This window comes from Microlunatus sp. GCM10028923, assembly GCF_042666975.1.
Lineage (GTDB): Bacteria > Actinomycetota > Actinomycetes > Propionibacteriales > Propionibacteriaceae > Microlunatus.
The window spans coordinates 363,302-387,900 of record NZ_JBHTFF010000007.1; the positions used below are offsets into that span (position 1 = coordinate 363,302).

Sequence of the window (24,599 nt, forward strand, 5' to 3'; positions counted from 1 at the left end):
CCACCTTATCCGGACACCTTGTCCGGATGCGCTATCGTGCTAAATGGACATGATGTCCACTTAATCTCGAGGAGCGCACGATGATCCACCCCACGACGATCGCCCTCGCCGGACGTCCGGTCGGCCGGGTCGGCTACGGCACGATGCGGCTGACCGGCCCGAACGCGCTCGGCGAGCCGGACCGTCCGGCCGACCTGGTGGCGTTGCTGCGCACGGCCGTCGACTCCGGAGTCGGGCTGATCGACACGGCCGGCTACTACGGTCCGAGCGTTGCCAACCGGCTGGTCGCCCGTGCCCTGTGGCCGTACCCGGAGGAGCTGGTGATCGCGACCAAGATCGGCGCGGCCCGGACTCCGGACGGCGCCTTCCGGCCGGACACCTCGCCGGAATCCCTGCGCACGCAGGTGGAACAGAACCTCCGCGACCTGCGGCTGGACTGCCTGTCGCTGGTCCACTTCCGCTACCTGCCGGACGGTCCGACCCCGTTCCCGGAGGCGATCGGCACCATGATCGAATTCCACCGGCAGGGTTTGATCAAGGAGATCGGGATCTCCCACGTCACGCTCGAGCAGCTGGACCAGGCGGTGCGGCTGACGCCGATCGCGTCGATCGAGAACCAGGCCCGGTTCGGCGCCGCGGAGCCGGATCCGGTGCTGGCCAGAGCGGCCGAGGCGTTGATCCCCTACCTCGCGTACCGGCCGCTGGAGAACGGCACCCTGCTCCGGACCGACGGCCCGCTGCGGCGGCTGGCCGGCGAGGCCGGGCTCGCTCCGGCGACCCTCGCCCTGGCCTGGCTGCTCGACCGGAGCCCGAACCTGGCCGTGATTCCGGGCACCACTTCCGCCGGCCACCTGGCCGAGAACCTCGCCGCCATCGACGTCGTGCTGGACGACCGGCTGCGCCGCGCGCTCACCGAAGGGGAATGATCATGACCGTCGCCTGGACCGCCCTGCTGATCGCCGGCGAGCCGATCACCGTGGTCCGCGGCCTTGCGCTCGCCTTGATCATCGGCGGTGTCGCGCTACTCCGACTGACCGAGGCCTGACCAGTCCCGGCGCAGGATCGCGAACACGGCGGTGTCCTCCCACTGCCCGCGGTCCGGGATCCACCAGTTGTCCACGTGGTGGGCCTCCTGCCGCATGCCGAGCCGCCGGCAGAGTCGCGCCGAGGGCTCGTTGTCGGGATGCAGCGAGGCGGTGACCCGGTGCGCGGTCAGCGTCTCGAAGGCATACGCCAGCGCCGCCCGGGCCGCCTCGGTGGCGTACCCGCGCCCGCCGTGATCGGGATGGAAGATCCAGCCGAGCTCGACGCAGGACTGCCCGGCCTGCTCGACCACGATGACGATCTGGCCCAGGACCAACTCGTTCTCGGTGCGGACCACGGCCAGCCGGACCGTGTCCCCGGTGTCCCGGAGCGCGTTCCGGCCGGCCACCTCGGCCAGCCGCTCCGCGACCTGCTCCCGGGTGCGCGGCTCGTGCAGCAGATAGCGGCAGACGTCCGGGCGGGACAGGTAGCCGTGCACCGCATCAAGATCATCCGGAGTCAGCAGCCGGAGCCGGAGCCGCTCCGTGGTGAGGACGCCGACGTCGGCGCCGGTCAGGTGCGGGGGCGGATCGGTCACCGGGGTAGCTTAAGGCTGACTCCCCCGACCGAAAGGGTCACCGCCATGAACTACGTCGCCGCGCCGGATCGCTACGACGGAACGATGCAGTACCGACGCACCGGGCGGTCCGGGCTCGATCTGCCGCTGCTGTCGCTCGGCTACTGGCACAACTTCGGCGACGACCGTCCGTTCGAGGTGCAGCGAGCGATCGCCCGGCGGGCCTTCGACCTCGGCATCACGCACCATGATCTGGCGAACAACTACGGGCCTCCCTACGGCTCCGCGGAGATCAACTTCGGCCGGCTGATGCGGGAGGACTTCGCCCCGTACCGGGACGAGTTGATCATCTCCACCAAGGCCGGCTGGGACATGTGGCCGGGCCCGTACGGACAGGGCGGCGGGTCCCGCAAGTACGTCCTCGCGTCGCTCGACCAGTCGCTGCGCCGGATGGGCCTGGACTACGTCGACATCTTCTACTCGCACCGGCTGGACTCGACCACGCCGCTGGAGGAGACGATGACCGCGTTGGACACCGCGGTCCGGCAGGGCAAGGCGCTCTACGTCGGGATCTCGTCCTACGACGCGGAACGCTCCCGGCAGGCGGTCGCGATCTTGAACGAACTCGGCACGCCGCTGCTGATCCACCAGCCGTCCTACTCGATGCTGAACCGCTGGATCGAGACCGAGGGTCTGCTGGACGCGGCCGGCGAACTCGGCTTCGGCGTGATCGGCTTCACCGCCCTGGCGCAGGGTCTGCTGACCGGCCGCTACCTGAACGGGGTCCCGGCCGATTCTCGTGCCACGCAAGGGAAGTCCTTCGACCCGGACTGGCTGTCCGACGAGATGCTGCGCCGGCTGAACGGGCTCAATGATCTTGCCGGCCGGCGCGGCCAGACGCTGGCCCAGCTCGCCCTGGCCTGGGCGCTGCGCGACCCGCGGGTCACCTCGCTGGTGATCGGCGCCTCGTCGGTCGAGCAGCTGGACGAGAACGTCGCGGTCCTGGACAACCTGGAGCTGTCCGCCGAGGAGCTCGAGGCGATCGACGAGTACGCGGCCGACGGCGGAGTCGACCTGTGGCGGTCCGCCCGGGCCGGCGAGGTCAACGCCGGGCCGCGGACGGAATAGCCAAGCCACAACGCTCCCTGAGCCTGTCGAAGGGCAAGGCCACCTCCGGCTTGGCCCTTCCGCCTTGCTCAGGGAACGTGTGGGCTGAGCAGGTCGGTGACGTTGATCACCGAGCCGGTCCGGGCGGAGCGCCAGATCGCCTCGCCGGCGGCGACGGCGTAGGCGGCCTGCTCGGTGGTGGCGGCCAGGCCGAGCCGGCGGGACTCCTCGGTCGGGCCGACGAACAGGTCCCGCCGCATGATCGCGTCGGCGCCGTCGTGGCCGCCCTGGGTGGCGGCGGCCTCGAGCCACTGTCGCTCGCCGAACAGCGGGTCGACGATCACCTGGTCGGTGCCGGGACGCGGGCTGCCGTCGCGATCATGGCCGTAGTCCAGCTCGATCCGGCCGTGGCTGCCGGTGACGCCGAGCCGGTAGCCCTCCCAGGGTGACGAGAAGTCGATCGTGTACGCCAGCGTCGCGCCGCCCCGGTAGCCGATCATGGCCGTGTAGTGATCTTCGATGTCGATCTCGTCGTCGTACAGGGTGAACGGGCGCCCGTCCGGGTACTGCACCGGGTAGCTCAGCCCGGCCAGCCCGGTCCGGCCATGATCATCGTCGGGGAAGGTCCCGCTGCCCTGCTGCGCCCGCTGGTACGGATCCGCGGCGCGCAACCGGTCGCCGGTCAGCGGCGCGCCGTGCTCGTCCCGCGGCCGGTGCGGGCTGTCCGGTCCGTAGAAGGCGCGACCGCCGCGGGCGAAGACGGTGGCCGGCAGGTCGTCGACCAGCCAGTCGATCAGGTCGAGATGGTGGCAGCTCTTGTGCACGGACAGCCCGCCGGAGGCGGCCCGGGTCCGGTTCCAGCGCAGGAAGTAGCTGGCCCCGTGCCGGGTGTCCACGTGGTAGTCCAGGGTGGCGCCGAGCACCCGGCCGATGGCGCCGTCCATGATCAACCGCTTCACCTGCTGCAGTCGCGGCGTGTAGCGCACGTTGTGGGTGACCGTGACCGAGCCGGCACTCTCCTGTTCGGCGGCGAGCAGCCGGGCCGCGTCGGCGGCCGTCGCGGTCATCGGTTTCTCCATGATCACGTCCAGCCCGTGGGCCAGCGCCGTCAGCGCGTACCCGGCATGACTGTGGTCGGGCGTCGCGATGATCACCCGGTCCGGCCGGGCCTCGGTGATCATCCGGTCGAACTCGTCCGGGCCGTACGCCGCGATGCCCGGATTCTCTTGCTGCGCGAGGAACTGGCCGACCCGGTCCCGGTCGGCGTCGAGGATGGCGACCAGCGCGCCGGGGGCACGGTCGACGTCCGGCCGGCCCGGTACCCCGGCGTCGAGCAGGGCGCCGACGAAGGTGCCGATGGCCCGGTTGGACAACCCGCAGAGGGCGTAGCGGGGATGGTCGGTCACGGATGCTCCTTGTTGGTGGGGTCGATCACCCAGGGCGGGTCGAAGACAGTGCTGAAGCCGGGCAGCACGGTCCGCCACTCGGCCGGGTCGGTCGCCGCGGTCAGGCCGCTCAGGGTGACCGTACGGAACCGCGCCGGGTCGAGCTGGGCCACCAGGGCGCCGAGCAGGGACGCCGAGCCGACGCCGCACAGGTCCAGCGGCCGGTCACCATGATCGAGTTCCGGGTCGCGGGCGATCAGTTCCAGACAGCGCCGGACGTCGTAGGTCTGGCCGGCGGCCGGGCTGTCGCCGAGCCAGAGCAGGTCGCAGGTCAGCCGGTAGCGGGTGCCCGACTCCGGGTCCGGGAACCTGGACCCGAGCGGATGCGGTGCGAGCGCGCCGACGCCGCGGACGTCCAGCACCAGGATCGCCCGGTCCTCGTCGATCAGGGCCGCGAACCGGTCCCGGTGCCGGTCCGCCTCGGCGGTGCCGTCCGGGAACAGGGCCAAGGTCAGCGAGCGGTACGGCCGGTCGGCCGGGGTGATCAACAGCGCGGCGTTGACCAGGTCGCGCTCCGACCACCAGTAGACCGGGCGGACCCGCGCCGCCGTACCGCCGAGGTCGTGGTCGGTCGCCGGAAACCAGCGTGGGTACGGATCCGCGGCCGGATCGCGGCCGGCCTCGACCTGCCCGGCCAGCCAGGCCAGCCGGTCCGGGACCGGCTCCGCGACCCCGACCCGCTCCGAATCGACCCGACTCAGGTCGGCGATCGTCGCGGTGAACTCGCCGTCCGTGATCAACTGCCCGGTCCTGGTGCAGGCCAGCTCGGCCGGATCGAGCGGCTCCGGCTCGGTCTCGTCGAGCGGCCGGTCCCGATCACCGCCCAGGTGCTCGACGAAGAAGGCACACGCGGCCTGGGCCAGCTCCGGATGGTAGGCGTGGCCGCCGCGGGTCCGGTGCAGCCGCAGCCGGTCCTCGGCACCCAGGATCCGGTAGGCCCGGCCGGCCCGCTGCACGGACGCGACGGTCCCCTCGATCGGGAAGAAGTCGTAGTCGGCCGCGAGCACCAGCACCGGCCGCGGCGCCATCGCGATCAGCGCGTCCTCATGATCAAGACCGGCCGCGGTGCCGCCGATGATCACCTGCTCGGGATCCTGCGCCTGTCCGGTCCGCAGATAGTGGCCGCGGCTGGTCAGAAAGGTCGCCGGGGCGGCGGCCGCGATCCGGTCGTCGATCATCATCAGCAGCGCGGTCTGGGTGCCGCCGCCGGAGTTGCCGGTGACGCCGATCCGGGCCGGATCGACCTCCGGGCGGGCGGCCAGGAAGTCGACGGCACGCATCGCGTCCCGGACGAAGTAGCGGCCGCTGGACCGGCCCGCCCACCAGCACTCGGTTCCGGACCGCAGGTGGTCGGCGGTCGGCTGGGCCAGGTCGGGCCGGTCCGGGAACTGCCGGCGTTCACCCTGCCCGAACGGGTCGACCACCAACGCCACCAGGCCGTTCCGGGCCAGCCGGGCGGCCACCGCCTGGTACTGCGGATAGGCCTTGCTCTCCGCGGCGTGGCCGCACAGGACCAGCACCGCGCCGGCCGGGCCGTCCAGCCGTTCGGGCCGGTAGAGGTTCGCGGTGATGCCGCGCCCGGGGCCGGCTTCGATGATCAACTTCTCGATCCGGTACGCCGAGGTCCGGACCACCCCCGTCGTGCGGGCCGCCGGCGGGTCGGCCGGCACCCGGGCGCCGAGCAGGTCCGCCGCCGCGGCCCGGATGTCCTGCTGCCGGGCCGCTACGTCGGCCGGGGTGGCGAGTCGGTCGTTCACCGCGTGCCAGCGGCGCAGTTCGCTCTCCGTACGCCGGAACACGTGATCGCGCCACTGGGCCCCGGCGTCCAGGTAGCCGCCGAGCCCGCGCAGCGCGGCCGCCAGCGGGTCGGTGATCATCCGACCGGCTCCGGCCGGTACTCGATCCGCTGCCGGGTGCCGCGCTCGTCCGGGTCGGCGATCGGCACCGCCGACAACAGCGCCTTGGTGTAGTCGTGCTGCGGGTCGTCGAAGATCGCCGACGCCGGCCCGTGCTCGACGATCTTGCCGAAGTACATCACCGCCACCTCGTCACAGACCCGCTCCACCACGGACAGGTCGTGCGAGACGAAGACGTAGGTCAGCCCGAGCTCGTGCTGCAGCTCGGCCAGCAGCTCCAGCACCTGGGTCCGGACCGACACGTCGAGGGCGGACACCGCCTCGTCGGCGACCACCAGCTTGGGTCCGGTGATCAACGCGCGGGCGATCCCGATCCGCTGCCGCTCGCCGCCGGAGAACGCATGCGGGTAGCGGTTCAGCATGTCCGGCCGCAGCCCGACCCGGCGCAGCGCCTCGGCCGCACGGTCCCGCAGCACCTCGCGCCGGGTTTCTCCCCCGGCGTGCAACGGCTCCGCCACGACCTGCTGGACGGTCATCCGCGGATTCAGTGACGAGTACGGATCCTGGAAGATCATCCGCAGCTGGCGGCGGTACGGCAGCAGCTCCCGCTCCCGCAGCCCGGCAAGATCAACAGCCGCCGCGTCGGGTTCGGCCCGGTAGCGGATCGCGCCGGAACTTGGCCGGTAGGCGCGCAGCAGGGTTCGGCCCAGCGTGGTCTTGCCGCAGCCGGACTCCCCCACGATGCCGAGCGTCTGGCCCGGCCGTACCTGGAAGGAGACACCGTCGACCGCCTTCACCACGGTCTTCCGGCGCGGCCCGAGGCGGCGGCCGGACGAGGTGGTGAACGCCATCGAGAGTTGATCGACCTCCAGCAGCGGCGGACGTTCACCGGCGTCGGCGGACGGCGCCCGGCGCGGAGTGATCACCGCGCGCCCGTTGCCGCGCTCGCCGCGCTGCGGCAGCGACGACAGCAGTTCCTTGGTGTAGTCGTGCTGCGGATCGTGGAAGATCTGGTCCACCGGGCCGGTCTCGACGACCTTGCCGTGCCGCATCACGACCACGCTGTCGGCGATCTCCGCCACCACGCCGAGATCGTGCGTGATGAACATCAGGGACAGTCCGGCGGACTCCTTGAGCTCGGCCAGCAGGTCGAGGATCTGCGCCTGCGTGGTCACGTCGAGCGCCGTCGTCGGCTCGTCGGCGATCACCAGTCGCGGGTTGGTGATCAACGCCATCGCGATCATGGCCCGCTGCCGCATGCCGCCGGACAGCTGGAAGGTGTAGGCGTCGATCCGTTCCTCGGCACGCGGGATGCCGACCCCGCGGAGCGCGTCGATCACCCGTTCCCGGGCCGCCGGATCGCGCCGCTTCAGGCCCTCGTGCTCGGTCAGCAGCTCGATGATCTGGCGGCCGACCGTGTGCACCGGGCTGAGCGACGACATCGGCTCCTGGAAGATCATCGAGATCTCCTTGCCGCGGATGCCGCGGATCGCCTTGCCGCGCGGGTCCATCCCGGCCAGGTCGACCGGCGCCGAGTCCGGCTCGGCCCGGTAGCCGATCGAGCCGGACACCACCCGGCCCGGCCGGTCCACCACCTGCAGCACCGAGCGCGCCATCGCGGTCTTGCCGGAGCCGGACTCGCCGACCACGCAGACCGTGCTGCCGCGCGGGACGTCGAAGCTCACCCCGTCCACCGCTCGCACCTCGCCGCGGTCGGTGAAGAACGAGGTCCGAAGATCACGAACCTGGAGCATCAAGTCGTTCATTCAGCTCTCCCCGTACGGATCGGCGCTGTCCCGGAGTCCGTCGCCGACGAAGTTGAACGCGACCACGGCCAGGATCACCGCCAGGCCCGGAAACATCAGCCACGGCGTGGTCGCCACGGCCTGCACACTCTGCGCGTCCTGCAGCAGCACGCCCCAGGAAACGGCCGGCGCGCGGAGGCCGAGACCGAGGAACGACAGCGAGGTCTCGGCCAGGATCATCGCCGGGATGGCCAGGCTCACCGTCGCGATCACGTGCGAGGTGAACGACGGCAGCATGTGCCGGGCGATGATCCGGTGCGTCTTCACGCCGTCCAGTTTCGCGGCCAGCACGTAGTCCTCGTCGCGGGTCTGCAGGAACCGGCCCCGGATCACCCGGGCCAGGCTGGTCCAGCCGAACAGGGACAGGATCACGGTGATCAACAGGTACGTCTGCACCGGACCCATCCCCGGCGGGATCGCCGCCGCCAGCCCGAGCCACAGCGGCAGCGTCGGCACCGACATCAGGAACTCGATCACTCGCTGGATGATCGTGTCGACCCAACCGCCGAAGTAGCCGGAGACCCCGCCGAGCAGCAACCCGAGCAGCAGCGAGACGGCGACCCCGATCAGGCCGATCGACAGGGACACCTGGGAACCGTAGATGATCTTGGACAACAGGTCGGCGCCGGTCCGGTCGGCGCCCAGTGGGTACCAGCCCTGGCCGCCGTCGACGGGGCCGAACAGGTGCCGGTCGCCCGGGATCACGCCCAGGATCCGGTATTCGTCGCCCTGCACGAAGAAACCGAGTTTGATCTTGCGGCTGGTGTCGACGTCGAACACCCGCTGCAGCGTCTGCAGGTCGGTCCGGCCGACGCTGGGATGGACGTAGAAGCCGTCCGCCGGCGAGAAGCTCGGCAGCTGCGGCGGCTGGTAGGCGCTGGTCGCGGTGGTGGTACTGCTCGCGTACGGGGCGAAGAAGCCGGCGAGGATCGCGACCAGGTACAGGATGATCAGGACCACCGCCCCGGTCATCGCCAGCCGGTGCTTGCGGAACCGCCACCAGATCAGGCGCCACTGGGAGGCGGTCTCCACCTGATCGGCGGTCCGTCCGGTCTCGTCCGCGAGCCCGGTCACGGGATCCTCGAGGGTCGTCGGTTCAGTGCTGCTCATGATCACGCCTTCCCGAACCGGACGCGCGGATCGACCACGGCGAGCAGGATGTCGGACAACAGGGTGCCGATCACGGTCAGCACCGCCACGATGAGGATGATGCCGCCGGCCAGATACATGTCCTGCGACTTGAGGGCGCCGAGCAGCAGCGGCCCGACCGTGCCGAGGGACAGCACGACGGCGACGATCACCTCGCCGTCGAACAGCTGCGGCAGGTGCCAGCCGGCGGTGGAGACGAACGGGTTGAGCGAGATCCGGACCGGGTAGCGGCCGATCACCGTCGACTCCGGCAACCCCTTGGCCCGGGCCGTCGTCACGTACGGCTTGTGCAGTTCGTCGAGCAGGTTGGCCCGCATCGTCCGGATGATCCCGGCGGTGCCGGCCAGGGCCAGCACCACCACCGGGATCCACAGGTGGGCCAGCAGGTCGCCGACCTTGCCGAGCGACCACGGTGCGTCGACGTACTCCGGCGAGAACAGTCCGCCGACGCTCTGGCCGAAGAAGTGGAAGCCGATGAACGCCAGCAGCAGCGCGGCCAGGAAGTTCGGCGTCGCCAGCGCGACGAAGCCGATCCCGGAGATCACGTAGTCGGGCGCCTTGCGCTGCTTGATCGCCGAGTAGATCCCGGCCGGCAAGGCGATCAACCAGGTGACCAGCAGCGTCGCCACGCCCAAGATCAACGTCAGCGGCAGCCGCTCCATGATCAGATCCGCCACCGGCCGCTGGAACTGGAAGGACAGGCCGAAGTCGCCGTAGAAGACGGCGCCACTGATCCACTTCCAGTACTGCACCCAGAACGGGTCACCGATCCCGTAGCGGGCCCGGAGGGCATCGACGAAGGCGGGGTCGAGGCTCTCCCCCTGCGCCTCCAGGGCCTGGATCTGGGTGGTCAGGAAGTCGCCGGGCGGCAGCTGGATGATGAAGAACGCGACGATCGAGATCGCGATCAGGGTCGGGATCGCGTGCAGGATGCGCAGGCCGATGAAGCGCAGCATCAGTCGGTGAAGGAGAGCTGCTCGGGCTTGGTGATGCCCTCCCGGCCGTAGTAGAAGGAGAGCTTCGGCTCGTCCTCGCGCACGCCCTTGATCGAACTGTTCACGATCACCGGCTTGAACGGGAGATTCATCAGGCCGATCACGTACAGGTTGTCGTGGTGCTGCTGGGTGATCGCCTTGCCGGCCGCGATCCGGTCCTCGTCCGACTCCGCGGCGCGGAGCCGCTCCCAGGTGCTGAACAACTGCTTGAACTCCTGCGTCGGCTCGATGCCGTCCTTGCCGCCGGTGCTGTACCAAACCCCGTAGCCGGGGGCGGTGTGGCTGTTCGGCGAGATCGGGATGAACCAGACCGGCTCCAGGTCCCAGTCGTCCTCCGGGGTCGTCGTCCCGTCGATGTCGAAGTCGTTCGACATCCGCAGCTGCGCGTAGAGCGTGTCGTCGACCGGGCGCAGATTGATCTTGACCCCGATCGCCGCCCAGTGCTTGCGGACCAGGTTGAACGCGTCCGCCCGCGGGATCTCGAAGTTGCTGTCCAGGTAGGTGAGGGTGAACTCCAGCTTCTTGCCCTGGTAGCTGCGCAGTTCTCCGTCGCGCTTCAGGCCGAGACCGTCAAGCAACTGCTCGGCCTTGTCCTTGTCGTACTCGAGCGCCGTCGTGCCGCCGCCCTCGATGCCGTACGGGCTGCCGTCGGTGGACACCGGCTGGCGGATGATGCCGAGCCCGCCGAGCAGCGCCTGGTTGATCTCGTCCCGGTCGATGGCGTGGGACAGCGCGAACCGGAAATCCTTGCTGGCAAAGAGTTCCCGCCAGACCGGGTCGGCGTGGGACAGGTTCGGCGCCAGCGCCAGCAGGCTCGCCGTCGGCTTCCAGCGCAGGACCCGGAAGCCTTTGCTCTCGGCGTTCTGCAGGTAGACCTGGGTCGTGTTGTAGCCGAGGAAGTGACCCTGGAAGTCAAGATCACCGTTGGACGCGCGCAGGTCGAGCGCCGCCTGGTCGAGCACCTGCACCTGCAGCTTGTCGATGTACGGCAGCTGACGGCCGGCCGGATCGGTCTTGTGGTAGTACGGATTCCGCTCCAGCGAGGCGGTGCCGCCCGAGCCGGCCGCCGAGGTCAGCTTGTAGGCACCCAGCACCGGCAGGTCCGGGTTGGACCACAGATCGGCACGGTCGACGAAGTACTGGTCCCAGGAGTCGAAGCCGGCCTTCTTCGTGGCCGCCTCGAGCTCGCCCTGCTTGGCGTACTTGGCGTGGAACTTCTGCAGGTAGTGCTTCGGCTTCAGCAGCTGGATGCTCACGCCGGGGTGACAGAGATACTTCTCGAACAGCGCGAAGGACTGGCTGAACGTGATCACCAGGGTCCGCTCGTCCTGCTTCGTGATCTTGGGCAGCTTCAGATCGGCGTCGGCGAACCAGACCGGGACGGCCGGGATCAGGGTGGAGTTGCCGAGCCAGTCCTCGAAGGCGAAGAGCAGGTCGTCGATGCCGAACGGCTCACCGTCGGACCACTTGAGGCCCTCCCGGAGGACGAAGGTGAAGACCTTGTTGTCCTCGCTGCGGGTGTACTCCTCCGCGAGCGACGGCTGCGGGCCGGTCGCCTCGAAGTTCCATTCGATCAGCCCGGCCGAGGCGAACGCGGTGATCGAGGCGTTGTCGGTCGGCTCCGTCTGGGCCCGGTGCAGAGTGCCGCCGTACTGGCCCTCGCCCGCCACCAACTGGACGACCTGGGGCACCTTCGGCAGCCGTTCGGCGAGGGCGGGCAGCTTCCCTGCCTTCACCTGCTCGGCCAGCACCGGCGACTCCAGCGCCGCCGCGCCGCCGCCGTCGGCCGGCGGCAGCGACTCGCGCTGGGTGCAGCCCGCCGCCAGCGCACCCAGGGCAATCCCCGCGGTGCCGAGGAACCCGCGGCGGGTCTGCCCGGCCAGCGGGGAAGGGGCAGTTCCAGTGATCATGATTCCTCCTGAACCCGGACCGGCGAGGCCGGGCGGGATGTGAGATCACCGGCGCGGACGGCGTCGTCGGCGATCAATGGTCGGTCTCTGCAAACGATTGTTGCAAGTGCAGCCCATTCTTTGCAACATGATTCGGGTCCGCAGCAGCGGCGGCAACCTGGCCGCCGTCGAAGTAGGCCAGCAGCTCCGGCGGCAGGGCCGGCACGTCGCGGGGCGTCGAGCCGTCCCGCATCGACTCGGTCGCCAGCGCCGCCGCGGCGACGGCCTGCCGGGCGGCGACCGGCGAGGTCTCGGTGGGCGCACCGGTCCGGACGAAGGCCAGGAACTCGCGGAACAGCGCCGGGTCGGCACCGTGGTGACCGCCCTCGACATTCGGGATCGGGAACTCCCGGTCACCGTTCGGCAGGTATTCGCTGCGCCGGTTCCAGAGCCGGACCACGCCCGAGTGATCAAGCCCGAAGTTCTCCAGCCGACCCTCGGTCCCGATCACCGTGTAGTTGCGCCAGTAGTCCGGCGTGTAATGGCACTCCTGGTAGCTGGCCAGCACGCCGTTGTCGAGCTGCAGCTGGACCATGCTCAGGTCCTCGACGTCGATCACCGGGTTCAGCCCGCGCTGGGCCAGCGGCGGCCAGTTGTCCTTGCGGGAGAGCCAGTCGGTAACCAGCTGGTCGGACCGGTCCTGGCGGTCCTGGATGCCGGCATAGAGGGTCTGGCCGCCGGTTCCGACCACCCGGCGCGGGTAGCCGCCGGCCAGCCAGTTGATCACGTCGAGATCGTGAGAGGCCTTCTGCAGCAGCAAAGAGTTGACCTTGCTCCGGTCGGCGTGCCAGTCCTTGAAGAAGCGGTCGCCGCCGTCACCGACGAAGTAGCGGCACCAGACCGCCTTCACCTCGCCGATCATCCCGTCGTCGATCAGCGACTTGAGCAACCTGATCACCGGCATGTGCCGCATGTTGTGCCCAACGTAGAGCCGGGTGCCGGTCCGATGGGCGGCGGCGAGGATCCGGTCCGCGTCCGGCAGCGTGATCGCCAGCGGCTTGTCGACGAAGACCGCGACCCCCCGCTCCAGCAGCGCGATCGCCTGCTCGGCGTGCAGATGATCAGGACTGGTCACGAAGACCGCGTCGACCTCACCCTCGCCGAGCTGGTCGACCGAGTCGATCACCCGGGTCCGGCCCGGGTCGAAATCGCGGGCCGCGCGGCGCCGGCCGGCCGGGTGCGGTTCGATCACGACGGTCACCTCGGCCCGGCCGTCCTGTTCGGCCGCCCGCTCGGCGATCACGCCTCGATTCCCGTACCCGATCACGCCGAGCCGGAGCCAGGCGGATTCGCTTTCGGTGCTACCGATGGACCGTTCCATGATCGGCCAGCGTAGAGGCTGCAAGCGCTTGCTGCAATGTCAGGTACGATTTCTGCCAAGCTTGCAACACGACCGAAACACCGCGGGATCAGGGCCCCGTGCAGCACACTGGCACTGTGCAGCACCGGGGATGGGCGGATCGCAGGAGGGAACGCAGATGGCAGTGAGGCTTGCGGACGTCGCCGCGGCGGTGGGCCTGTCCGGGTCCACGGTGTCGCGCGCACTGTCCGACCCCGACAAGGTCAACCCGGCCACCCGGGAGCGGGTGCTCAAGATCGCCCAGCATATGGGCTACGTCCCGAACCAGTCGGCGCGATCGCTGACCGCCGGCCGGACCGACCTGATCGGCATGCTGGTGCCGGACATCGCGAACCCGTTCTTCCCGCCGATCATCAAGTCGGTCCAGGCGCGCGCCAACGACAAGGGCAAGACGATCTTGATCGCCGACATCGACGAGCGGCCGGGCGACGAGCTGCAACGGGCCCGGGTGATGCGGAAGCGCTCCGACGGCCTGCTGATCGCTTCCCCGCGCACACCGCAGGATCAGCTGTCTGAGCTCGTCGCGCTGCAGCCGGTCGTCTTCCTGAACCGCGAGGTGCCCGGCGGCACCAGCGTGATCATCGACTCGGCCGACGGCATGGACCAGGCCGTTGATCATCTCGCGGCGCTCGGGCACCGGTCGATCGCGTACCTGAACGGGCCGCGTCGATCATGGTCGAACACCCAGCGCCAGAAGGCGATCAAGCATGCCTGTCGGCGCCATTCGATCACCCTGCACGAGTTCGGCCCGTTCGAGCCGCAGGTGCAGTCCGGTGTGCATGCCGCCGATCTGGTGCACGCCAGCGCGGCGACCGCGGTGATCGCCTACGACGACCTGATCGCGCTCGGTGTGATCGCGCGGCTGACCGAGCGCGGCATCCGTACCGGCGAGGACGTGAGCGTGATCGGCGTCGACGACAGCCCGATGTCCGCGATGGCGTACCCGACCCTGACCACGGTCCACGTCCCCGGCTCCGAGGCCGGTATCGCCGCCGTCGACGCCCTGCTCGCCCTGATCGACGGGGCCGAGCCCGGCGAGGTGGTCAACCTGGAGACCCGCCTGGTTGTCCGCAGCTCCACCGGGCCCGCCCCGCGCTGAGTACTTCTGCTTCAGCCGAGCAGGTCGGTGGACTTGGCGGCGGAGGCCGGCTCGAGGAACAGCGTGGCGTGCGCGGTCCGGCGCAGGATGGTGGCCGGGCAGGCGTTCGAGATGGGCGCGGTGAGGGTGGCCTGGACGGCCTCGGCCTTCCGCGACTCGGGCGCACAGATCTGGACCCGGGTGGCCGCGAGCAGGGCCGGAACGGTCAGCGAGATCGCTGTCGCCGGGACGCTGTCGAAGTCCGGGAAGTGCCCCTCCCCGACCTGCTGCCGGCGCGACTCGTCGGTGAGCGTGATGATCCGGACCCAGCGCTCGTCGTCGAAGTCGGCCTGGTGCGGCTCGTTGAAGGCGAGGTGCCCGTTCTCCCCGATTCCCATGCAGACAAGGTCGAGCGGGGCCTCGCGGAGCAGCGCCTCGTAACGATCGGCCTCGGCCGCGGCGTCACCCTGGCCGCGGATGTACTCCACCCGGGCCGGGCTCAGCTTGTCCTCGATCCGCTCCCTGATCCAGCGCTGGAAGCTGGCCGGGTGGTCGGCGTCGATCCCGACGTACTCGTCCATGTGGAAGACGGTCACCCGGGACCAGTCGATGTCCTGGCCGACCAGGGCGTCAGTGAAGGCGTACTGGGAGTTGCCGGTCGCGATCACGACCCGGGCGGCGCCGCGTTCGGAAAGCGCGGAGTTGATCACCTCCGCCGCGCGTTCGGCGGCCGCGCTTCCCATGGCGGCCTCGTCGGGATGGACCTCGACGGTCAGCCGGTCGATGATGGTCGTGGTCGGCAGGGACACAGAAGCTCCTCTAGTCTTGGCCTTGCAAGCGCATTCAGCATATGCAGATACTTGCAGAAACTCCATTCATCAGCTCGAGAGGAACCCCGACGATGTCCGAACGGACGACGGCCGTGCTGCACCTGGACCCGGGCGACTCCATCGCCGTCTCACTCGGTGATCTTGCGGCCGGCCAGGACGTCACCGTGCCCGGAGTCGGTACGGTCACCGCCGCCGCGGAGGTGACCCGCGGCCACAAGCTCGCGGTCCGCCCGGTCGGCGTGGGCCAGCCGGTGATCAAGTACGGCCAGGCGATCGGCGTCGCCCTGAGCGACATCGCCGCCGGTGATCATGTCCATACCCACAACCTCGGGATGGGCACTGAGTTCGATCACGTGCCTCCTTCGTCGGCGGGTCATCGGGAGTACGAGTTCGCCACCGCCCGGATCGCCCCGGAGCCGCCGGCCGGTGATCGGCCCACCTTCCAGGGCTACCGGCGGGCCGACGGCCGGGTGGGCACCCGCAACTACATCGGCGTGCTCACCTCGGTGAACTGCTCCGCCACCGCGGCCCGGCTGATCGCCGACCAGTTCCGCGGACCGGTGCTCGATGATCATCCGGCGATCGACGGCGTGATGGCGCTGACCCACAACAGCGGCTGCGGCCTGGTCGACGGCTCCGAGGGCGCCGGTGTCCTGCTGCGCACCCTGCGCGGCTACGCGGCGCACCCGAACTTCGCAGGCCTGCTGATCCTCGGGCTCGGCTGCGAGATGATGGAGTTGGACCTGATCACCGCGGAGCTGGAGCTGTCCAGCGACCTGCTGGTGGAGCGGATGACGATCCAGGAGTCCGGCGGCGTCCGGGCCACGATCACCGAAGGCGTCCGGCGGATCAAGGAGATGCTGCCCCAACTGGACCGTTGGCAGCGGACCCCGATCGACGCGAGCGAACTGATCCTCGGGCTGAACTGCGGCGGGTCCGACGGCTACTCCGGCATCACCGCGAACCCGGCCCTGGGCGTGGCGTCCGACCTGCTGGTCGGTCTCGGCGGCCGCTCGGTGCTGGCCGAGACTCCGGAGATCTTCGGCGCCGAGCACCTGCTCACCCGGCGGGCCGTCTCCCCCGAGGTCGGCCGGCGGCTGCTGGACCGGATCGACTGGTGGCGCGAGTATGTGGCCGCCGTCGGCGGAACCCTGGACAACAACCCGTCCCCCGGCAACAAGCGCGGCGGGCTGACCACGATCCTGGAGAAGTCGCTCGGTGCCGTCGCCAAGGGCGGGCGGGCGGAACTCACCGGCGTGTACGAGTACGCCGACCGGATCGACCGGCCCGGCTTCGGTTTCATGGACACGCCCGGCTACGACCCGGTCTCGGTCACTGGCCTGGTCGCCGGTGGCGCGAACATCGTCTGCTTCACCACCGGCCGCGGCTCGGTCTTCGGCTGCAAGCCCGTACCGAGCATCAAGATCGGCACCAACTCGGAACTCGCCCGCTCGATGCCGGACGACATCGACATCAACGCCGGCACCATCGTGGACGGCACCGAGTCCGTGGCCGAGGTCGGCCGGACGATCTTCGACACCCTGCTCGCCGTCGCGTCCGGCCACAAGACCGCCAGCGAGGAGCTGGACATCGGCCAGGACGAGTTCGTGCCCTGGCAGCTCGGCGCCGTCACCTAGCCCTCGACACCCGCCCGTACGCGGTCGGACCGCCCCGGACAATAGCCCTCTGGTCGCTGCCCGGGGCGGGATCGCTGGCACCCTCGACCAGGAACCAGGCACTCCCGTCGGTCACCGTTATCAAATCGTTGCCTGACGGTTTCGGCGTGAATAGCGTTCCGATTCATGAGGAATATCGATCGTCGCCAATTCATCGCCGCCACCGCACCGGTGGCCACGGCTGCCGCTCTCGGTGCCCAACCCGCAGCGGCAACGCCCGGAGAAAAAGACCGATCCATGGTCGTGGATGTCCAGAGTCATCTCTTCTTCCGTGACCACGTCGAACTCATGCGTCGCCGTACCGAGGACCCGCGGGTTTTCGACAAGGACGGCGTGACCCTGCTCAAAATGGGTGATTGGGTGCGCAAGATTCCGCCGGAATATCAGGACCTCGAACTCAAGCTCGCGGCCATGGACGAGAACGGCATCGACGTCACCCTGTTGAGCAGCAACGACCCGGGACCCGAGTGGTTCGGTGCCGACGGGCCCGCCGTCGCGCAGCTCCTGAACGACAACATCCACAGCGCCGTCCAGAAGCACCGGGGCCGCTTCGCCGGCCTCTGCCTGCTGCCGCTGCAGGACTCCGCAGCGGCCGATCGGGAACTGGATCGCTGCGTCAAATCGCTGCAATTCAAGGGAATCCTGCTGTACAGCAACCTGGCCGGCCGCTGGCCCGACGAGCCGCAGTTCCGCTGGCTGTTCGCCCGAGCCGAGGAGTTGGGCCTGCCGATCGTGCTGCACCCGGCGCTGCCGACCACGCTGGCGCAGACCAAGGGACATGACCTGACCGGCCTGCTCGGCAACATGTTCGAGAACACGATCTCACTCGCGCGCATCGTCGCCGCCGGGATCTTCGACGAATATCCCGACCTGAAATTCGTCTGCCCGCATCTGGGCGGCACGCTGCCCTATATCGCGGGACGGTTCGACCACCAGGTGCTCGTCCTCAAGCGCAGTAACCAGAATCTCGAACGCAAACCGAGCGATTATCTGCGCAGCATCTTCATGGACATTGTTTCGCCGCTACCGGAGGCCATTCGGTTCGCCGTCGAATTCTCCGGTCCAGATCGGCTGCTTTATGCAAGTGACCATCCCTGGGTGCAGCCCGACGTCATTCTCTCCAGCCTTGAGGAGGCCGGGGTGAATCGCTCCGACCGGAGGAAGATCCTCGGTCGCAACGCCGTGAAGCTCTTCGACCTGCGGCGCTGACCGCCGCCCCGCACCCTCGGTCCCGGTCCGTCGGCTCCGCGACGGGCCGGGGTCCGAGTAGCGTTTCGCGGGGGTTCCGACGAGACGACGGAGGGCGGATGCCGGTCCTGGCTGTGGGGCTGATCTGCGTCGCGGTGATCATCATCGTGCTGGGTGTGCTCGATCTCGTGCAGAAGGTGCCGCTGATCAATCCGGTCGTGATGGCGCTCTATCTGCCGATCGCGATGAACGTGCCGCTGCTGGCGTACCTGATCTTCCAGGAGCTGGGCCTGCCGTGGCTGGCGGCCATGATCATCGCCGGGCTTGCCCTGCTCTACGTGTGGATCCACCTCAACGTGTTCCCGATCATGGACGGTGTGCCGGTCGGGTTGCGGCTGAAGGCCCTGGGCGGCGCGAGCCCGATCCTCTTCTCGCTCGGGTACGCGATCGTCGTCGAGGCCGTCCTGCTGCCGCTCTCCTTCCTGTTCCTGGCCGACCGGGTGCCGACAGGCTTGTTGTTCGGCAACTTGGGGTACGCCCTCGGCTGCTGCCTGGTGCTCTACCTGAACGGCAGCATCCGGGCGATCGTCCTGTCCAAGAGCCTCAGCGTGCTGAGCCGGTGGCTGATCGCGACCGCGGTCTGGGTGCCGGCGATCGGCTGGCTGATCGGGGTCGGCGCGGCGCGCGGGGTCCGGCAGGAATATCGCGCCGCGGTGGACCGGGTCGCCTGGGAGCGGACCGTGCCGAAGGACGACCGCTGCGCGACCCGCTATCCGATCCTGCTCGTGCACGGTGTCGGCTGGCGGGACCGGGCCAGGTTCAATGCCTGGGGCCGGATCCCGCAGTACCTGAAGCGGCACGGGGCGAACCTCTTCTACGGCGAGCAGGCGGCCTGGGGCACCATCGCCCAGAACGGCGAACAGGTCGCCCGGCGGATCCGCGAGGTGGCCGAGCTGACCGGCGCGCCGAAGATCAACATCATCGCGCACAGCCGCGGCGGGATCGACTCCCGCTACGCGATCACCACCCTCGGCGAGGGCTGCCGGGTGGCCAGCCTGACCACGATGAACACCCCGCACCACGGCGTCCGGTTCGCCGACACCGCGACGAAGCTGAAGCAGCCGGTCTATCGGCGGCTCGCCGGCGCGATCAACTGGGTGTTCGGCATCGCGGGCGACGAGACGCCCGACTTCCTGGCCTCGACGATGGCCTTCCGCACCGAGGTTTCCGCCGAGTTCAACCGGGAGACGCCGGACGACCCGTCGGTCCACTACCAGAGCTACACGTCGATCATGAGCCGTCCGTCGAGTGACCGGGTGCTGGCGGTCCCCTTCCAGGTGATCAAGACGCTCGGCGAGGACAACGACGGCCTGGTCTCGGTCGACTCCGCGAAGTGGGGCGAGTTCCGCGGCGTGCTGCGCAGTACGACGAGGCGGGGCGTCTCGCACGGCGACCTGGTGGACATGCACCGGGAGGACTACGCGGGCTTCAACGTCCTGGACGCCTACATCGGCATCGTCGCCGACCTGAAGCAGCGCGGCTACTGAGCCGTGATCATTCCGCCGATCCGCGGAGCCGGGTCAGCACGCGGTCCAGCGCCCGCCGCATCGCCTCCGGCGGACCGGTCCGCGGCGAGGCCGTGATCGGCCAGCCAGCCGGAGATCGTCGCAAGTTGATCAAGGTGCGCGGCGAAGGTCGCCGTCGCCGCGCTCATCGCGTCCAGGGCCGGTTCGGTGTCGGCGATGATCACGTCCCCGACCCGCTCGAACAGGGCCCGGGCGGCGGGCTGGTCCGGGTGCAGCGCGGTCAGGCTCTGCCGCTGCGCCGCCTGCGGCAGCGGGATGGCGCGGACCAGGTCACCGGCGGTGGGCGCCAGCTCCCGCAACCGGGCCAGCGGGACACCGGCGAGCGCGCTGATCACCAGCTGCTCCGGACGGAAGGCCAGCCCGGCCAGCACCTCGCCGGCCAGCGGCGGCCGCACCGCCAGGATGATCACGTCGGAACCGTGCACCACCTCGGCGTTGTCGGCGCCGACCCGGACGCTCGGGAACCGGGACGCCAGCTCGGCACCGACCGACCGGCCGCGCGGCGACAGCAGCACCTCCGGCGGGTCGGCGACGCCGGCGCACAGCCCGGTCACGATCGCCGCCGTGAGTTCGCCGGTGCCGACGAATCCGTACCGCATCCGACCTCCTGCTCGTGGCGTCTGCGGGCCACGGTACCGGGTCGGTGGTGATCATGATCAGCCCAGTTCGAACGACCACGCTCCGGCCGGGACCCGCCAGACCGGCCGGCCGTCGGCGCCCGGCGTGACCGGCTCGGCAGTCTCCGGTACGACAGCCTTCGCCTCCGGCCAGGCCGGCAGCCGCACCGTCGCCACCGAACCGGCCGGTACGGTCACGTCCAGCCGGAACGTCCCGCCGTCGCGGCGCCAGGCGACCGCGACGTCGCCGCGGGCGCCGCGGGTCCGCGCCGTCACCGCGTCGAGGCCGTCCACGACGACCGGAGCAAGATCGAGTTCCCGCCAGCCGAGCGAACCGGCGGCCTGCCCGATGCCGGCCAGGTGCCGGTAGAACCAGCTGTCGATGGCGCCGAGCATGAAGTGGTTCTGGGACAGGCCGCGGGTGGGTCCGTCCCAGGCCTCCGTCAGCGCGGTCGCGCCGTGCTCGACCTGGTAGCCGTAGCCGGGATGCTCGGTCCGGTTCGCGAACCGCCACAGCACGTCGTGCCGGCCGGCGTCGCCGAGCACCCGGAACAGGACCGGCAGGGCGATCTCGCCGACCGTGATCCCGGCCTCGTCGACGGAGGCGCTGATCCGGTCCAGCACGAGATCGCGGTCCGCTGTCGGGACGGCGCCGACGTCGAGCGCGAAGAGCTCGGCCGCCTGACCGCCGCCGCCATACCTGCCGGTGCCGGGATCGTGGAACTCGCTCCGGAAGGCCGCGACGATCTTCGCGGCCAGCTCCCGGTACCGCTCGGCGTCCTCGGTCCGGCCGAGCGCGGTCGCGATGTTGATCATGGCGTTGGCGGCCCGCCAGTAGCCCCAGGTGCCGACCAGCGGCACCGGGGTCGTCTTGTCCAGGCCGATCCAGTCGCCGAGTCCGTATGGGAGCAGGCCGTCCTCGGACCGCCCGGTCAGGTAGTCGAGATAGCGGACCATCGCCGGGTAGTGATCTTCCAGGACCGCCAGGTCGCCGTACCAGCGGTAGAGCTGCCACGGCACCGAGATGATCACGCCGCCCCAGTTCGGGTCGTCCCGGAAGCCGTCCGCGAACACCACGTACTCCGGGGCGATGTCGGGCACCAGGCCGTCCTCGGTCTGCGCCTCGGCGATCGTCGCGAGCAGCTCCCGGTAGTAGGCGGCGACGTCGTAGTTGTAGGCGACCACGTCGAACAGCAGGTGGACCTGCTCCAGCCAGCCCAGCTTCTCCCGGTGCGGGCAGTCGGTGAGGACGCTGTACATGTTGCCCTGCACGGCCCGGTCGATGATCGTGTGGATGCTGTTGATCAACGGCACCGACGTCTCGAAGGCGCCCACCGGTTCGTTGTCGGCGCGCACCACGAGGGCGGTGACCGCCTCCGGGCCGACCGGTTCGGGCAGTCCCTGCACCTCGACGTAGCGGAAGCCGTCGTAGCGGAACCGCGGGTGCCAGCGCAGCGGTCCGTCGCCGGTGATCACCGTGTTGAAGATCGGCGAGCCGGTGGTCGGCTTGGACTGCACCACCCGGCCGAAGTCGTCCAGTTGATCACCCGGCACCAGGCGCAGGTGGGTGCCGGCCGGCAGGTCGACGGCGAGCTCGACCAGCCCGGCCTGGACCACGCCGACGTCGAACACGGGCGTGCCGTCGCTGGCGATGATCTTGGTCCGGGCCGGGAAGCGGTCGACCACCCGCAGCGGCGGGCAGGTCCGGGCGACCGGCGCCGGGCCCTCGCCGGGAATGATCACGACCGGGGCCCAGCCGGACCGGTCAGTGCCGGGTTCGTTCCAGCCGGGCAGCTCGCGCCGGGCGTCGTAGTCCTCGCCGCCGAACCAGTGCGACCGCAGCGTCGCGCCCGCCGCGGCGCGCCAGGACCCGTCGGTGCCGAACCGGGCCGTGGTCCCGTCGGCGTAGTGCACCTCGAGCTCGGCGATCGCCCGCGGCGACAGCTTGGAGCCGTAGAACTTCATGTAGCGGTCCTGGTGCGGGTAGACGTGCGCGATGCCCGGACCGAGCTCGATCCCGATCACGTTGGCGCCCGGCCGGAGCAGCCCGGTGACGTCGTGGCCGGCCGCCGCGACCCTGCGCGGGAAGTCGGTGTAGGCCGGCTCCAGCACCGCATCGGACACCGGTGCGCCGTTGATCGACGCGTAGTAGACGCCCGCGCCGGCGACGTGCAGCCGGGCCCGCACCGGCTCCGCGGCCAGCGTGATCTCCCCGGCCAGCAAGGGAAGCGGGAGCCCCTCGCCGACCCGCGGGTCGGCGTCGTCGGCGTACCAGTCGGGATGGCTGATCCAGTTCCCGGCCCAGTCGCCCGGCCGCAGCAGGCCGAGCTCGAACCGGGCGGCGGCGCTCCACGCCGACCAGGTGCCGTCCGCGCCGCGGACCTGGACCCGCCACCAGCCGGCCGCCCGGGAGTCCAGCGGGTCCCCGGCGAAGCGCGCGTGTTGATCGTCGCCGTCGACCTCGCCGCTGTCCCACAGGTCCGCCCGACCTTCGGCGAGGGCATCCGGGCTGCCGGCGACCTGGAGCCGGTACCCGGTCTGCGCCGGTACGGACTCGGGAAGCCGCCAGCCGAACGGCGGCCGCGGATCGCCGAGGCCCAGCGGGTCGGTCATCCCCAACGTCCGCAGGTCGAGCGGCGCCCCCGGGTCGAACGGCACGGGCGGGGTGGGCTGGTCGGGCATCGGTCCTCCGGTACGGGAAGCGGGCGGTCAACCGGCTCGGCTGATCCTGATCATGGAAGCGGACGGGGTGGGCGCGTCGGGCGGCAGGTCGACGATCAAGCCGGCCGGCGTGCGCCGCCAGCTCACCGGGCCGTGCCCGAGCAGCACCACCCGGGCCGGGTCCGGATCGGCGGGGGCTTGCTCGGTGCCGAGGCTGGTGATCACGATCTTGCCGTCGTCCGGCCAGTCGAGCAGCGTGACGTACAGCTCGGAACCACGGACGGTGAACCGCAGATCATCGGACCGGTAGGCCCGGTCGCCCTCGTTGTAGCCCTCGTAGCCGCGGGTGTCGCCGAGGCCGGTGCTGCCCTCGCCGAACCGGCGCCACGGCACCGTGTCGTACATCCCCTCGCCGCACACGGCGAGCCAGTCGCCGATCTCGGTCAGCAGGGTCCGGGCGTGATCATCGAGGGTGCCGTCGGCGCGCTGCGGGATGTTGAGCAGCAGCGTCCCGTTCTTGCTCACCACGTCGACCAGCGTATGGATCACCTGCCGAGATGTCTTGCGGGGATGGAAGAAGTCGTCGGTGCCCTCGCAGTGGAACCACTCGCCGTCGCTGGTGTCGAACTGCCACGGGTGCGCCTGGATCTCATCCAGCTGGCGGCGTTCGCAGTCGAGCAGGACCGCGGTCCGGTCGGCCGGCGGCACGTCCTTGATCGTCACGATGCCGCCGCTGGCACAGTTCGCGTAGTAGTCGGCGAGCAGCTCCATCCCGAGCAGGTTGGGCGGCTCGGCCTGCACCACGCTGCCCTCGTCGAACGGCAGCCGCATGTCGTCGAGGTACACCAGATCGGGCCGGTAGCGGTCCAGTGCCGCCCGGACCCGCCGGTAGAAGTCGGCGGCCACCTCCGGCGGCGGCGCGATACCGGGCTGGTGCGCCGGCGGATACAGCAGGGCCGGATCGGGGTCGGCACCCGCGCTCCCCCGGGCGCCGTCGTGAGGTTCGCCGGTCTCGGGGTCGGTGCCGTGCGCGACGTCCAGCCAGCGCCAGGTCCAGTTGTTGTGGAAGCTGAGCCCGAACGGGAGACCGGCCGCGCGGGCCGCCCGTTCCCAGGCGCCGACGATGTCCCGGCCGGGCCCGACCCGGGTGGTGTTCCACGGGTGCGGCGAGTCCCAGAGATCGACGTTGTCGCAGTGCGCGGCCAGCGCGACGAAGTAGCGGGCGCCGCTGCGGCGGTACAGGTCGATCAGCTCGTCCGGATCGAACCGTTCGGCCCGCCAGCGCCGGGCCAGGTCGGCCGCGCCGAATTCCGACGGCGGCCCGAACTCGGCCTTGTGGTGCGCGTACTGCCGCAGCGACCGGCGGCGCTCCCAGGGACCCGACCCGGCCTGCGGACCGTACAGGTGCCGGGCGTACCAGTCGCCCGAACGGCCGACCGACTGTGCCCCCCAATGCGCCCAGATCCCGAACTTCGCTGACCCGAACCAGTCCGGGATCTGGTGCCCACGCAGAGATTCCCAGGTCGGCCGGTAACCGGCGTGCGTCGTCGTCACTCGCCCTCCTCGGCGGTGTGCTGCCCGCGATCTTGATCTACTTGCCTTGATCGCATATCTAGGCAAGGATGCATATTGAAGCGATTCAACTCCACCGTAGGCGAGGAGCGCGTACGTTGTCAATCGTCGATCCCATCATGATC

19 protein-coding genes are annotated in these 24,599 nt (G+C 70.1%); 7 read left to right on the top strand and 12 right to left on the bottom strand.

Translation table 11 applies throughout. The features are described 5' to 3' along the window. Positions 1 to 80 precede the first annotated feature (80 nt). Positions 81 to 926: an aldo/keto reductase gene (locus ACFQU4_RS19565; protein ID WP_377494958.1), complete on the top strand. Its 846-nt coding sequence runs from the start codon at positions 81 to 83 to the stop codon at positions 924 to 926. Next, positions 923 to 1,045, top strand: a complete 123-nt coding sequence (locus tag ACFQU4_RS19570; protein WP_377494960.1) for a hypothetical protein — start codon at positions 923 to 925, stop codon at positions 1,043 to 1,045. Before ACFQU4_RS19565 ends, ACFQU4_RS19570 begins: the two co-directional genes overlap by 4 nt. Here the strand turns inward: ACFQU4_RS19570 and ACFQU4_RS19575 are convergent. Continuing rightward, complete coding sequence (locus ACFQU4_RS19575) at positions 1,022 to 1,621, bottom strand: GNAT family N-acetyltransferase (RefSeq protein WP_377494962.1); 600 nt, start codon at positions 1,619 to 1,621, stop codon at positions 1,022 to 1,024. The two genes, ACFQU4_RS19570 and ACFQU4_RS19575, sit on opposite strands and share 24 nt — an antisense overlap. Before the next feature lie 45 nt (positions 1,622 to 1,666). On the opposite strand from ACFQU4_RS19575, the gene mgrA reads away from it, so the two are divergent. Next, a complete protein-coding gene (mgrA, locus tag ACFQU4_RS19580) occupies positions 1,667 to 2,728 on the top strand; it encodes an L-glyceraldehyde 3-phosphate reductase (protein WP_377494964.1) in 1,062 nt (353 codons plus the stop codon). A gap of 68 nt (positions 2,729 to 2,796) precedes the next feature. On the opposite strand, the gene ACFQU4_RS19585 is transcribed toward mgrA, so the two are convergent. The 7 genes from ACFQU4_RS19585 to ACFQU4_RS19615 all read right to left on the bottom strand — a co-directional run bounded on the left by ACFQU4_RS19585 (position 2,797) and on the right by ACFQU4_RS19615 (position 13,227). Further along, the gene (locus ACFQU4_RS19585; protein WP_377494966.1) at positions 2,797 to 4,113 is read right to left on the bottom strand and encodes a Gfo/Idh/MocA family protein; all 1,317 of its coding nucleotides are present in this window, start codon (positions 4,111 to 4,113) and stop codon (positions 2,797 to 2,799) included. Further along, complete coding sequence (locus ACFQU4_RS19590) at positions 4,110 to 6,029, bottom strand: alpha/beta hydrolase family protein (protein WP_377494968.1); 1,920 nt, start codon at positions 6,027 to 6,029, stop codon at positions 4,110 to 4,112. Before ACFQU4_RS19590 ends, ACFQU4_RS19585 begins: the two co-directional genes overlap by 4 nt. Next, a complete protein-coding gene (locus ACFQU4_RS19595) occupies positions 6,026 to 7,774 on the bottom strand; it encodes an ABC transporter ATP-binding protein (protein ID WP_377494970.1) in 1,749 nt (582 codons plus the stop codon). The genes ACFQU4_RS19590 and ACFQU4_RS19595 overlap by 4 nt, the downstream gene beginning before the upstream one ends. Further along, positions 7,775 to 8,923 (bottom strand): ABC transporter permease, encoded by a 1,149-nt coding sequence (locus ACFQU4_RS19600; RefSeq protein ID WP_377494971.1) that lies wholly within the window; start codon positions 8,921 to 8,923, stop codon positions 7,775 to 7,777. 2 nt (positions 8,924 to 8,925) lie between these two features. Next, a complete protein-coding gene (locus ACFQU4_RS19605) occupies positions 8,926 to 9,918 on the bottom strand; it encodes an ABC transporter permease (protein WP_377494972.1) in 993 nt (330 codons plus the stop codon). Continuing rightward, positions 9,918 to 11,867, bottom strand: coding sequence for an ABC transporter substrate-binding protein (locus ACFQU4_RS19610; protein ID WP_377494974.1), 1,950 nt, complete (start codon positions 11,865 to 11,867; stop codon positions 9,918 to 9,920). The genes ACFQU4_RS19605 and ACFQU4_RS19610 overlap by 1 nt, the downstream gene beginning before the upstream one ends. A 73-nt stretch (positions 11,868 to 11,940) precedes the next feature. Beyond that, positions 11,941 to 13,227: a Gfo/Idh/MocA family protein gene (locus ACFQU4_RS19615; RefSeq protein ID WP_377494976.1), complete on the bottom strand. Its 1,287-nt coding sequence runs from the start codon at positions 13,225 to 13,227 to the stop codon at positions 11,941 to 11,943. Positions 13,228 to 13,384: 157 nt separating this feature from the next. On the opposite strand from ACFQU4_RS19615, the gene ACFQU4_RS19620 reads away from it, so the two are divergent. Then, the gene (locus tag ACFQU4_RS19620; protein ID WP_377494978.1) at positions 13,385 to 14,365 is read left to right on the top strand and encodes a LacI family DNA-binding transcriptional regulator; all 981 of its coding nucleotides are present in this window, start codon (positions 13,385 to 13,387) and stop codon (positions 14,363 to 14,365) included. 11 nt (positions 14,366 to 14,376) lie between these two features. Here ACFQU4_RS19620 and ACFQU4_RS19625 read toward each other — a convergent pair whose 3' ends face one another. Further along, on the bottom strand, positions 14,377 to 15,153 hold the full coding sequence (locus ACFQU4_RS19625) for a glucosamine-6-phosphate deaminase (protein WP_377494980.1): 777 nt from the start codon (positions 15,151 to 15,153) through the stop codon (positions 14,377 to 14,379). A 92-nt stretch (positions 15,154 to 15,245) separates the two neighbouring features. Between ACFQU4_RS19625 and ACFQU4_RS19630 the strand changes: the two genes are divergently transcribed. From ACFQU4_RS19630 to ACFQU4_RS19640, 3 genes are all read left to right on the top strand, one after another. Beyond that, positions 15,246 to 16,811, top strand: coding sequence for a UxaA family hydrolase (locus tag ACFQU4_RS19630; RefSeq protein WP_377494982.1), 1,566 nt, complete (start codon positions 15,246 to 15,248; stop codon positions 16,809 to 16,811). Positions 16,812 to 16,976: 165 nt separating this feature from the next. Continuing rightward, positions 16,977 to 18,059: an amidohydrolase family protein gene (locus ACFQU4_RS19635; RefSeq protein WP_377494984.1), complete on the top strand. Its 1,083-nt coding sequence runs from the start codon at positions 16,977 to 16,979 to the stop codon at positions 18,057 to 18,059. Between the two features lie 98 nt (positions 18,060 to 18,157). After that, entirely contained in the window at positions 18,158 to 19,585 is a 1,428-nt protein-coding gene (locus ACFQU4_RS19640) for an esterase/lipase family protein (RefSeq protein WP_377494986.1), read from the top strand. On the opposite strand, the gene ACFQU4_RS19645 is transcribed toward ACFQU4_RS19640, so the two are convergent. From ACFQU4_RS19645 to ACFQU4_RS19655, 3 genes are read right to left on the bottom strand one after another with little or no spacing between them, the layout of a single operon-like run. Then, positions 19,579 to 20,223, bottom strand: coding sequence for an NAD(P)-binding domain-containing protein (locus tag ACFQU4_RS19645; protein WP_377494988.1), 645 nt, complete (start codon positions 20,221 to 20,223; stop codon positions 19,579 to 19,581). The two genes, ACFQU4_RS19640 and ACFQU4_RS19645, sit on opposite strands and share 7 nt — an antisense overlap. 57 nt (positions 20,224 to 20,280) lie before the next feature. Continuing rightward, a complete protein-coding gene (locus tag ACFQU4_RS19650) occupies positions 20,281 to 22,923 on the bottom strand; it encodes a family 78 glycoside hydrolase catalytic domain (protein WP_377494990.1) in 2,643 nt (880 codons plus the stop codon). A 27-nt stretch (positions 22,924 to 22,950) separates the two neighbouring features. After that, entirely contained in the window at positions 22,951 to 24,456 is a 1,506-nt protein-coding gene (locus tag ACFQU4_RS19655) for an alpha-L-fucosidase (RefSeq protein WP_377494992.1), read from the bottom strand. Positions 24,457 to 24,599 lie beyond the last annotated feature (143 nt).